Annotated in this window: 10 protein-coding genes; 9 read left to right on the top strand and 1 reads right to left on the bottom strand. The window is 55.0% G+C overall.

The window, feature by feature from the left end; all coding sequences use genetic code 11:
- From LJE94_15165 to LJE94_15130, 8 genes are all read left to right on the top strand, one after another.
- A partial coding sequence (locus LJE94_15165) for a hypothetical protein (GenBank protein MCG6911447.1) occupies positions 1-733 on the top strand: 733 nt, incomplete at its 5' end.
- A complete protein-coding gene (locus LJE94_15160) occupies positions 720-2,000 on the top strand; it encodes an MFS transporter (GenBank protein ID MCG6911446.1) in 1,281 nt (426 codons plus the stop codon). The genes LJE94_15165 and LJE94_15160, both read left to right, overlap by 14 nt.
- The gene (locus LJE94_15155; protein ID MCG6911445.1) at positions 1,984-3,447 is read left to right on the top strand and encodes an MmgE/PrpD family protein; all 1,464 of its coding nucleotides are present in this window, start codon (positions 1,984-1,986) and stop codon (positions 3,445-3,447) included. Before LJE94_15160 ends, LJE94_15155 begins: the two co-directional genes overlap by 17 nt.
- Before the next feature lie 57 nt (positions 3,448-3,504).
- Positions 3,505-5,901 (top strand): formate C-acetyltransferase, encoded by a 2,397-nt coding sequence (locus LJE94_15150; GenBank protein MCG6911444.1) that lies wholly within the window; start codon positions 3,505-3,507, stop codon positions 5,899-5,901.
- The gene (locus tag LJE94_15145; protein MCG6911443.1) at positions 5,901-6,824 is read left to right on the top strand and encodes a glycyl-radical enzyme activating protein; all 924 of its coding nucleotides are present in this window, start codon (positions 5,901-5,903) and stop codon (positions 6,822-6,824) included. The genes LJE94_15150 and LJE94_15145 overlap by 1 nt, the downstream gene beginning before the upstream one ends.
- Before the next feature lie 35 nt (positions 6,825-6,859).
- The gene (gene dctP / locus LJE94_15140; protein MCG6911442.1) at positions 6,860-7,906 is read left to right on the top strand and encodes a TRAP transporter substrate-binding protein DctP; all 1,047 of its coding nucleotides are present in this window, start codon (positions 6,860-6,862) and stop codon (positions 7,904-7,906) included.
- 145 nt (positions 7,907-8,051) lie between these two features.
- Entirely contained in the window at positions 8,052-8,534 is a 483-nt protein-coding gene (locus LJE94_15135) for a TRAP transporter small permease (GenBank protein MCG6911441.1), read from the top strand.
- On the top strand, positions 8,531-9,838 hold the full coding sequence (locus tag LJE94_15130; GenBank protein ID MCG6911440.1) for a TRAP transporter large permease: 1,308 nt from the start codon (positions 8,531-8,533) through the stop codon (positions 9,836-9,838). Before LJE94_15135 ends, LJE94_15130 begins: the two co-directional genes overlap by 4 nt.
- Before the next feature lie 75 nt (positions 9,839-9,913).
- Here LJE94_15130 and LJE94_15125 read toward each other — a convergent pair whose 3' ends face one another.
- Positions 9,914-11,110 carry a thiolase family protein gene (locus LJE94_15125; protein MCG6911439.1) on the bottom strand — a complete coding sequence of 399 codons (1,197 nt, stop codon included), beginning with the start codon at positions 11,108-11,110 and terminating at the stop codon, positions 9,914-9,916.
- Here LJE94_15125 and LJE94_15120 point away from each other — a divergent pair.
- The coding region (locus LJE94_15120) for a hypothetical protein (GenBank protein MCG6911438.1) at positions 11,101-11,414 on the top strand (314 nt) is incomplete at its 3' end. The genes LJE94_15125 and LJE94_15120 overlap by 10 nt on opposite strands.

Here is an 11,414-nt window from a genome sequence, read left to right as displayed (position 1 = left end):
GCTCAACATGGTGGGTATGATCAATGTGGTGGACGCCCTGACGGCAATCAAGAAATGGGTCTTTGATGAGCGGAAGATCTCTTTGAAGGAATTGAAAACCGCCCTGGATGAAAACTGGAAGGGGGCCGACAACCAACGCATCCGCAAACTGTGCCTTGCGGCGCCCAAGTACGGCAATGGCAATATGTATGTAGACACCATTGCGGCCGAGCTTTTTCAGTTCTGGGCAGACACCGCGCAATCATTTCCGACGTCATGGGGCGGCATCACCAAACCTAACGGCATCTCAATTACCGCCCATGCGCCGGGGGGTTTTATGACGGGTGCGACCCCGGACGGAAGATATGCCGGTGAAACCCTTGCCGACGGTTCCCTGTCTCCGGCACAGGGAAGAGACATGGAAGGTCCCACGGCTGTGCTGCGAAGCGCCATGACCGTCGATCAGCGTCCTTTCCAAGCAACGCTGCTGAACATGAAGTTTGACCCTTCGACCTTTAAAACTCAGGAAGATCTTCAAAAGCTTTCCATGCTGATCCGCACCTACTTCAGCCAGGGAGGCAAACATGTTCAATTCAACGTTGTCGACAGAGAGACCCTTTTGGACAGCCAGATACATCCTGAAAAGCATCGCAATCTCGTTGTACGGGTAGCGGGCTACAGTGCCTATTTCGTCTGCCTGGACAAACCGGTTCAGGATGAAATTATCAAACGAACGGACTATGCATCGGTTTAAGTGTTATTACGGCTGGTGGGTTTTAAGTGCGCTCTTTTTCATTACGGCATACGTCTCCGGTATTATCTCATTCGGATTTACATCCGTTTTCAAACCCATTGCCGACGAGTTCGGCTGGAGCTATGCCAGTGTATCGATTGCGGCATCCATTCGCGGATTGGAAATCGGCCTGCTGGCACCCATCGTGGGAATCATGCTGGACCGAGTGGGTCCGCGCAAGCTGATCATCATCGGAGCTCTGATCACCGGCTCCGGCCTCACGATATTGAGTCGAATCGATTCCCTGGCTGCCTTTTACGGCGCATTTGCCCTCATTGCCATCGGAAACAGCACCTGCATCGGTGTGGTACCGGTGACGGTTGTCGGCAACTGGTTCCAGAAAAATGTGTCGCTGGCCACCGGCATTGTCTTGAGCGGCACCGCAGCCGGCGGTCTGCTGGTCCCCGTCGTAACCATCTTTGTCGACACGTTCGGCTGGCGGACGGCCATGATCACTTTTGGCGTGGGAACCTGGCTGATCCTGATATCTCTGGGAGCCTTTGTACGGCACAGCCCCGAGCGCTACGGCCTTTTGCCGGACGGGGTCGTGCCGAAATTCAATGGGGCAGCAGACGGTGCGGGACCCATCAAGCCTTCCCGGGCGTTTGAAACGGCATTCAGTGTTGGACAGGCGCTTCGAACACGGGCGTTTTGGCATTTTCAAATAACCTTTACCTGTCATGTTTTTGCCATTCACGCTGTGTTGACGCATGTGATGCCCTACTTGAGCAGCATCGGCATTCCCAGATTCACTTCCGGAATCGCGGCCGGCGCCATTCCGGTCATGAGTGTCGTGGGGCGCCTGGGATTCGGCTGGTTTGGCGACCGGCTGGACAAGCGGCGTGTGACTGCAGCCGGTGTCGGCTTGACCGCCGCCAGCCTGTTCGGCTTTGCCCTGCTCAACGAATCGGCCGGATGGTTCCTGTTGCCGGTACTCGTGATGTTCAGCATCGGCTACGGCGGTCCGGTGCCCATGATACCGGCGCTTTTGCGGGAATATTTCGGTAGAAGGCGACTGGGGTCCATTGTCGGTGTCTCCCAGGGACTGGCCATGATCGGCAGCATCTCCGGCCAGCCGTTGGCAGGATTTTTTTTCGATACCTACGGGCACTATCAGGCAGCCTGGATTCTCTTTGCCGCTGCAAATGTCATCGGCATGTTGAGCGTGCTGTCGGCACCCAATATCACCGTGCTGCCACATGAGGGTTCTCATGCGCACACGCCGTAAAAAAAAAGCGCAAACCAGTGAATGCACCATGAAAAATAAAAAGTTCCATTCCAAGCAAATGAGTGCGTCATCCGTTTTAGCTCAATACGTGGCCGATACCCGATATGAGGATCTTCCGGCAAATGCCGTGGCCATGGCCAAAATGAGCCTGCTCGATGCCCTGGGGGTTACACTGGCCGCCGGTGGCTTGTGCCGGGAATGCCGCCCGTTTGTCGAACTCGCCATTGAAAGCGGCGGCAAAAAGGAAAGTACCATTCTAGGTTCTCGGAACAGAGTCCCGGCCCCCATGGCGGCTTTCGCCAATGGCGCCATGGCGCATGCGCTCGATTTCGAGGATGCCCACGACCTGGCGCTGGTTCACCCCAACGCCGCAACCGTACCGGCCGCCTTGGCAATCGCCGAAGCCGCCGGACCGATAGACGGAAGAGCGTTCATCGCTTCCCTGGCGGTGGGATGCGACCTTGTCTGCCGTCTGGGTTTGGCGCTCAAGGTAAATCCCGGAGAATATGGCTGGTATATTCCACCGATTCTCGGTTCCTTCGGAGCGGCCGCAGCCGCCGGAAAACTGCTGAACCTTAACGAAATCCAGATGCTCGACCTGTTTTCTTTGACGCTCTGCCAGGCTACATGCAGTGCCGAGCTGCGGTACAGCCCCCGCTCGGATATTCGCTCCATTCGGGACGCTTTCGCTGCAAAAGCGGGCGTGCTTTCCGCCAGGCTGGCCCAAAGAGGCGTGAAGGGATTCGACCACCCTTTCGAAGGAAACGCAGGTCTTTTCAGCCTCTACGCCAACGGCCGGTATGACGCGAATCAATTGCTTGACGGGTTGGGAACGACCTTTGAAGGGGCCAACATCAGTTTCAAGCCCTGGCCAGCTTGCAGAGGCACGCATACCTATATCGAAGCAGCGCTGCATATCGCCAAAAGCCACGCCCTGCAGCCGGCGAATATCGACCGGATTCGAGTGGTCGTCAGTTCCTTCAATCGAATGCTCTGCGAGCCGGAAACGGCTAAAAAAATCCCCCAGACGGTGATTGATGCCAAGTTCAGTATTCCGTTTACGGTGGCCACCGCACTTTATCATCAGGATGTGGCACTGAAGCATTTTACGCCGGAGCGGCTCAAAGATAAAAATGTGCTGAAACTGGCCCAAAAGGTAATATACGAACTCAACCCTGACTGGGGCCTGCGGGAAGCCACTCAGGGGCACCTTGAAATTTTAACAAAAACCGGGAGCAGTTACAGCAAAAGTATAAAACAAGCCTATGGGCATCCGCAACACCCCCTCTTGCAGGAGGACATTACGGCCAAATTCATCTCCTGTGCCGGGAATGCCGCAAACAGGATTCCGCCGGCCAAACTGAAAGCCGCCTGTGAATCCATACTCGGCCTGGAGAAGATGCCGGACGTGCGGAAGCTGGTGAAGCTGCTGCTGCCAGACACTTGAATAATGCAGGGAGCCGATTCAGGCGATCTGTTTCACAAAAAAATAGAGGACAAGGACATGACCGAACGAATCGCAAACTTATTGAAAACAATTCAGGTGGACCGGTTTCCCCTGTGCGTCGAAAAGAGCCGTCTGATGACCGAATCTTTTCGCAAGACAGACGGAGAGCCGATGATTCTTCGCAGGGCCAAGGCCCTGGCCAATGTTTTGCAGAATATCACCATCTTCATCGAAGACCACCAGCTGATAGCGGGAAATGCCGCCAGCAAACCCATGGGCCTGGAGTTTGATTTTTATGCCGGGCTCTGGTCCCGGGAGGAGATCGACTCGCTGAGGGATGCCGGCTATCTCTTTTCCAAAAAAGAGCAGGCGGAGTTGGCAAAAATGAATGACTACTGGAAGGCCTTCAACCCCATCAGCCGAATGGGCGGCATCTTCAGTGATCGCCTCTGGCCTTTCATGCAGTCGGGGATGATCCTTCCACCCTGGAAGGACCGAGAAACCGGTCCCGGAGGCGGGTATGCCGAAAGCGGCATGGGACTCGGGCCGGGTTTCTACATTCTGACGGTCGATTTTGAAAAGGTGCTCAAAAAGGGCCTCAATTCCGTCATAAAAGATGCCGAATCCGCTCTGCAGTCGACAAACGCCGCGAGCCCCGATTTTCTCGAAAGAATTGCTTACCTTAAGGCCGTTATCATCGCCCATAAATCCATTATTCACTTCGCCCGGCGATTTGCCGATCTGGCCCGGGAAACGGCTGCCGCAACATCCGATCCTGAAAGACGCAAAGAACTCAAGCGGATAGCCGAAATCTGCGCTCATGTGCCTGCGAACCCCGCCAGAACTTTCTACGAAGCCCTGCAGTCCTTCTGGTTCATATTCCTGATGACCACCCCTTCGCCCACGGCATCCATGGGGCGATTCGATCAGTACATGATCGACTTTTATAAAAAAGACCTGGAAAATAAAATCATTACCGACGAAGACGTGCTGGAGCTTTTACAATGCCTGCGAATCAAAGACATGCACCTCAACCGCACATCCGGCAAAGCCGCCCGGCAGAAAAACGCCGGCATGGCCAAATGGCATAACATGACCATTGGAGGCGTCCAACCGGCCACCGGAGAGGACGCCACCAACGCGCTGTCCTATTTAATTCTAGAAGCGATCGAGCGCTGCCCGGTTCCCCATCACACCGTCACTGTGCGGGTGCATGAGAACACACCGGAGAAACTGATGCTCAAGGCCCTGGAGGTGGTCAGAATCGGTATCGGTATGCCGGCTTTTGTCGGCGATCGTTCGTACATTGAATATCTGCTCAGCGAAAAGGTTGCGCTGCGGGATGCCAGAAATTTTTCGCTGGGCGGGTGTATCGACGCCACCATTGCCGGCAAGTCGCGTATCGCCGCCTATGGTATGTTTATCGTTCCCAAGATTTTGGAAATCACATTGAACAACGGCGTAGACCCCAGAACCGGCGTTCGTCTCGGCCTCACCACCGGCGAATTCAACACCTTCGAAACCTTTGAGAATTTTTTGAATGCCTTTAAAAAACAGCTTCGCTATTTTATGGAACTGCATGCAGAAAAGAACAACATCGAGCTTCAGGTGTACCGGGAACTGTTCCCCGACCCGGTGCGGTCGTCTCTGATGGACAACGGCGTAGAAATGGGCAAAGCGCTGATGGACCGCGTGTTTCCTTTTGAAAACATCGCCGTGCTAAACCCTGTCGGAATGATCAATGTCGTCGATTCTCTGGCCGCCATCAAACAAATCGTCTTCGACCAGAAGAAGATCGGTGGTCAGGAAATGCTGGATGCATTGAACTCGAACTGGGCGGGGGTGAAAGGCGAAAAGCTGCGAAAATTATTCCTGGCCGCTCCCAAATACGGCAACAACATCGATGCTGCCGACACCGTTGCCAAGGATGTTTTTGACTTCTTTGCCAAAACAGCCGTTCAATTCAAAACCTATCTCGGCGGAACCCACAAGCCCACGGGGGTTTCCATTTCCGCCCAGTGGCCCGGCGGCGCGCTGACGGGAGCAACGCCTGACGGCCGCTGCGACGGTGAATGCCTTGCCGACGGCACCGTATCCGCCATGCGCGGTATGGACCTGAACGGCCCCACCGCCGTTCTCAACAGTGCGGCCAAGATAGACCAGATCCCCTACCAGGCCTCCCTGCTGAACATGAAGTTTCATCCATCTTCCTTGAAAACCGACCAGGATCTGCGCAAGCTGTCATTCCTGATTCGAACCTACTTCAGCAGAAACGGCAAGCACATCCAGTTCAATGTGGTCAACCGCAAAGTGCTGACGGACGCTCAGGAAAATCCAGAAAGGCATCAAGACCTCATTGTTCGTATCGCCGGATACTCGGCATATTTCACTCAACTCGGCAAACCCATGCAGAATGAAATTATCGGCCGGACAGAGCACGAAGGGATCGCCTGATGCGGAATGAGACTGTCAACGGCGTTGTCTTCAATATTCAGCATTATGCCATCCACGACGGGCCGGGCATTCGAACGACCGTGTTTCTAAAAGGCTGTCCTTTGGGCTGTCTCTGGTGTCAGAATCCGGAATCGCAGGATTTGAAGCCCGTGATTTTCTTCAATGCCGAAAAATGTACCGGTTGCGGAATGTGCACCGAGGTCTGTCCTGAAAACGCCATTCAAATTGTCGCTGAAAAATCTGTCACCGATCGCAGCCGTTGCAAGGGAACGGGGGAATGCGCTGCGATCTGCCCTAACGAGGCCCGAAGTCTTATGGGCCGCACCATGAGCGGGCTTGAAGTCTTCGAAGATGTGAATGCCGATGCCGTTTTCTATCAAAATTCAGGCGGCGGGGTCACCCTGAGCGGCGGGGATCCCGTGGCACAGCCCGCTTTTGCCACGGACATTCTCAAACGCTGCCAAAACGCCGGCATCCATACCGCCGTTGAGACCTGCGGTTTTGCCAAGTGGCAAACCCTTAAAAACATCCTGCGGTATGTTGATCTGGTTCTTTATGACATCAAACACATGGATCCGGTGAAGCATAGAGCATTTACCAACGTCTCCAATGAACTGATCCTGGATAACGCCAAAAAAATCCGCAGGCAACTCGAGCTGCCCATGCTGGCGCGGATACCGGTTATTCCGGGATACAACGATTCGCCGGACATGCTGAAAACGGCGGCCCAATTTATCGCCCGTGAATTGGGAACAGCGGTAAATGTTCACCTGCTGCCTTATCACCGATTGGGAGAAGCCAAATATGAAAGACTGGAAAAACCGGGACAACGCATCCGCATCGTGCCCCCGGAAGACAGCCATATGCAAGAAGTCAAAGGAGTATTCGCAGCCGAGGGCCTGACGGTCTATATCGGCGGATAAAGAAAACCGCAACATTTAGAAAAAGGAGGGTTATCATGAGAAGAGGTTTTAAACGGATGGGGCTGATCGTTACGATGACGTTGATCGTGGCATGGGGTCTGGCAGCGGGACCTTCGCAGGCGTCGGATACCATCGAGCTGACCTACAGCGGCCTGTGGCCGCCGCAGCACCCGATGTCGGTGGCGGCGAATCTTTGGATCAAAAGGATCGAGCAGGAGACCAACGGCCGGGTAAAGATCAAGCCGTTCTGGGCGGGTGCGCTCTACAAGCCGCGGGAATCGGCGCTGGAGCTGGCCAAGGGGGTGGCGGACATTGGCGACTTTTCAGGGGCGTACGCTCCCAAGGGGTTTGATTTCGAGAAATCGATGCGCATGGTCTTTTACGGCGTCAACGACCGGCGAATGGCCCGAAGGGTCTATCACGAGGTAAACGCCAAGTTTCCGCAGCTGGAGCAGGAGTTTACGGACGCGGGCATCAAGGTGATGGCCTATGCGTCGATTCCGCCGTATCAGCTGCAGCTTGCCAAGCGGCCGATTCGAAAAGCGTCTGATTTCAAGGGGATGACCATCAAGGCCTCCGGGGATCTTGCCAAGGTGGCCAGTGCCCTGGGGGGCGAAGGCATCGTGATGCCCATGAGCGAAAGCTACACGGCGCTGCAGAAGACGACGATTGACGGAGTTTTTGCGCCCTACGAGACCTTGAAGTCCTTTCGGTTTGCCGAGGTGGTGAAGTATGCGCTTGAGTTGAACATTGCCTCCGCGCCGGCCGGTCACTGGGGGTTTTGCCTCAAGTCCTGGAACAAGCTGCCCAAGGATATCCAAAAGGTATTCGAGGACAACGTGGAGTGGTTCGGTCTGAAGGTTGAGGAGCTGGTTTTTGCCAACGAAGAGACGGGCATCAAGCTGGCCAAGGAGAACCAGGTGGAGTTCATCAAGCTTCCGCCGGCGGAACTGGAGAAGGTGTATGCCGTGGTGGACAGCACGATTTTAGAACAGATGCAGAAGTTGGACGACAAGGGTCTGCCGGGGACTGCCGTCTACCGGGAGATCCGGCAGCGGATCAAGGAATACAGCGGGAAATAAGCTTTTCAGCATGGCAGGAGGGTTCAAGGATTACAGGGCTCGCGGGTTTGCGAGACCTGGAGCGGGTGGCGTTGACTCTCGCTTGTATCCTCGAACCCTTTAACAACATATCCCGGGGTCGGGGTATCAGGGGTGAGGAGGACGCATGGAAGCGTTGGCGGATCTGATCGAGCGAATCACGCGCAAGGGAGTCTTTGTCGGAGGTGTTTTTCTGATAGCCGGCATGCTGCTGTTGATGGGCAACATTTTCGGCCGGTTTCTGCACATTATCATTCCGGGAAGCTATGAACTGTTCGAGCTTTTGATGGTGATTCCCGTAGGGTTTGCGCTGGTGTACGCGGCGCTGCATCAGACCCACGTGGTGGTACGCCTGATCGTATCCCGTTTTCCCGCAAAGCTGGCTGCCGTCGCCGAAACAGGGGCGGCCCTGCTCAGTTTTGTCATCTGGGCCTTAATCACCTGGGGTGGCGCGCGCCTGGCCTATGAAAACGGCTTGGGAGAAATTTCGGACGTTCTGGAGATACCCTTTCTTCCGTTCCGGATCATCTGGCTGTTCTGCCTGTTTCTTTTCTGTTTAACCTATCTGGTGGATCTGTCCAGAGCATTCGGAAAGCTGAGGAAAAAATGAGTTCTGTTCTCATCGGTATCATCGGTTTTGTCGTGCTGTTTGCCCTGCTGGGTTTCGGCGTACCCATAGGGGCGGGCATGGCCCTGGTGGGGTTTTTCGGTCTCTGGTTCTTGATCTCGGATGTGGCCGCGTTTACCAAGCTGGCGGTGGTGCCGTTTCAGACCGTGACGGATTACTCCCTGGCGGTGCTGCCCCTTTTCATTCTCATGGCCCAGGTGGTCTTTGTGAGCGGCATGGGCCGGGATCTGTTCAACCTGGCCTCCAAGTGGCTGGGGCATAAAAAAGGGGGCGTGGCCATGGCCGCCGTGGCCGGTTCCGGGGTCTTTGCCGCTGTCTCCGCCTCCAGCATCGCCACGGCAACCACCATGGGGCTGGTGTCCATACCGGAAATGCAGCGCCTCAAATACGATCCGGCCCTGGCCACCGGCGCCGTGGCCGCCGGCGGTACCATGGGCGTTCTGATTCCGCCCAGCGGGGCGCTGATCATATACGGCATTCTGACGGAGACCTCCATCGGCCGGCTGTTTGCCGCCGGCATCATCCCGGGCATTCTCGAGGCGCTTTTTTACATCGGCGTTATCAGCATTCTGTGCTGGTGGAAGCCTGAACTGGGTCCTCCGGCGCAAAGAGCCTCTTTCAGGGAAAAGATCAAAGCTTTCAGCGGCTGCGGGGAGATCGTGGTGCTCATCGTGTTCGTGTTGAGCGGCCTGATCGTCGGGTGGTTTACCCCCACCGAGGCCGGTGCGGTGGGGGCGTTCGGAGCGATTGTTCTGTGCACCCTGCGGGGCCGTCTCAGCTGGGCCGGCTTTAAAACCGCCATCATGGATACGCTCAAGACCACGGGAATGATCTACGGCATATTGATCGGCGCCCTGATCTTTAATTTTTTTGTGGCCGCCTCCACAATCCCCTATGTGCTTTCCGAATTCATCGGCAACCTGCCCCTGCCGCCCATGGCGATTCTGTGCATGGTGCTGGTGCTCTATTTCTTTCTGGGCTGTTTTCTGGATGTGGCCGCCATGACGGTGCTCACCATCCCCATTTTCTTTCCCCTGGTGGTGGACCTTGGGTTCAACCCCATCTGGTTCGGCATCATCTTCGTGCGCATGGCGGAGATCGCCATGATCACGCCGCCCATCGGCATGAACACCTTTGTCATCGCCGGCGTGGTGCGGGAAATGGGCATTGAAATGGAGACGGTGTTCAAAGGGATTCTGCCGTTCCTGGCAGCTGATTTCCTGCACGTCACCCTGCTGATCCTTTTCCCGTCCCTCTCTTTGTTCCTGGTGAAGCTGATGATGTAGCCAGTGACGGATCATGGGTGATCATAAAAACAGACTCTCCGCAGCACGCTGCGAAGAGTCTGTTTTTTGTAGGGATCAGCCGACTTTAAAAACCATCGCCGCAGCCGTATCCCCTGCGGCACATCCCGCCCAAAGGCCGTATCCGCCACCGAGCACCACCAGCTCCTCAAGCAGTTCTGCAATCAATCGTCCTGCCGTCGGCGCCTGGGGATGTCCGTAAACCAGTGAGCTGCCGTAATTGTTCATCTGCATCACATCGATTCCCATCTTCTTCGCCATGTTGATGTCATTCACCACAAACGGATTGTGGGTTTTGACGGCTTTCATGTCATTCACGGTCAATCCGGCTTCCTTTAAAGCCATTTCGGCGGCCGGTACCGGAGCCGCTGCCATGTAACCGCGCTCCACCCTGGCGAATCCATAGGAGACAATCTGTATCTCAACACTCGGGTCCTTGCTCATGGCCTTGGCTTTATCGCGGGTCGTTACAATAAAGCCGCAGTTGCCGTCTGCCGGATGGGTTTGGGCGCCAAAGGTTAGCACACCGTTGGGTTCCACCGGTCTCAACTTGGCCAGTCCTTCGGCCGTGGAGGGCATAACCCCTTCGTCCGCTTCAAGCAGTCCCGTTTTCTTGCGGCTAATTTTGTATTCCACCGGAAACATATAGCGCTTCTGGAACGCCCGGTCATCCGCCAGCGCATCTAGATATTGTTCATAGCGCCGCAGTGCCACCGCATCACACTCCTCCCGGGTAATGCCTGCCTCTTTAGCCACATTTTCCGCTGTCTGAATCATCTTGAAACCGGCGTTGGGGTCCCCGTTGAAATTGTCCATCATCCAATTTTCGGATTCTACTTCACCGCCGGGAGTCATGGCGTTGGCCCATACGGTGTGGGCACCGTTGGAGCATCTGTCCGACATCAGCGCATATCCCGTTTCATAAGTTCCGGCCTCAACATTCACCGCACAAAGATGGATACAGGTAGTGGAAGTGGTGCACGCCTGATTGACCATCAGTGCCGGCAGTGCCTTCTGGTTGTCCACAAGCATGGCAGCCGCCCAGGTATGGCTGTAAAACATGTGATGCTGGGCTATGGTAATGCCGTAATACAGGTAGTCCACTTCGGTGGGATCGAGCTCACTGGCCAAAAACCACTTTCTGGCGGTTTGCGCCCCCAGCGTAATGGCATTCTCGTTGGCAAGGCTCATCTGCCAGCGGCTGAAGGGGGAGGCATAATACCCTTTGTAAGGAATGTACGCTTTTGTCAACATATCGATATCTCTCCTTTCTTGCTGTTTGGGCCAACATCGTGTCAACCGCTTGTTTTTTTATGTTTGCAGTAGAAGAAAAATTGCATATACCGGTTGTCAGAATTATGTTCCGCAAAAAGGCCACGGTGCGCTTTGAATATTTTTTGCAAGACATAGAAAAAATGCTAAGTCCCCCGTGCCCATCGACGAATGATGAAACCGGCCGCCTTCTTCTACGAAAGCTTAAGTTGGCAACATCATTCGTCGATGGGCACTGCCAGCGTTTCAGTTTTTCGTTCTATGTCTTGCAAAAAATATTCAAAGC

The sequence above is a fragment of the Deltaproteobacteria bacterium genome, assembly GCA_022340465.1.
GTDB lineage: Bacteria > Desulfobacterota > Desulfobacteria > Desulfobacterales > B30-G6 > JAJDNW01.
The sequence above is the reverse complement of the archived record's forward strand: the minus strand, read 5'-3'. Positions and strand labels throughout refer to the sequence as shown.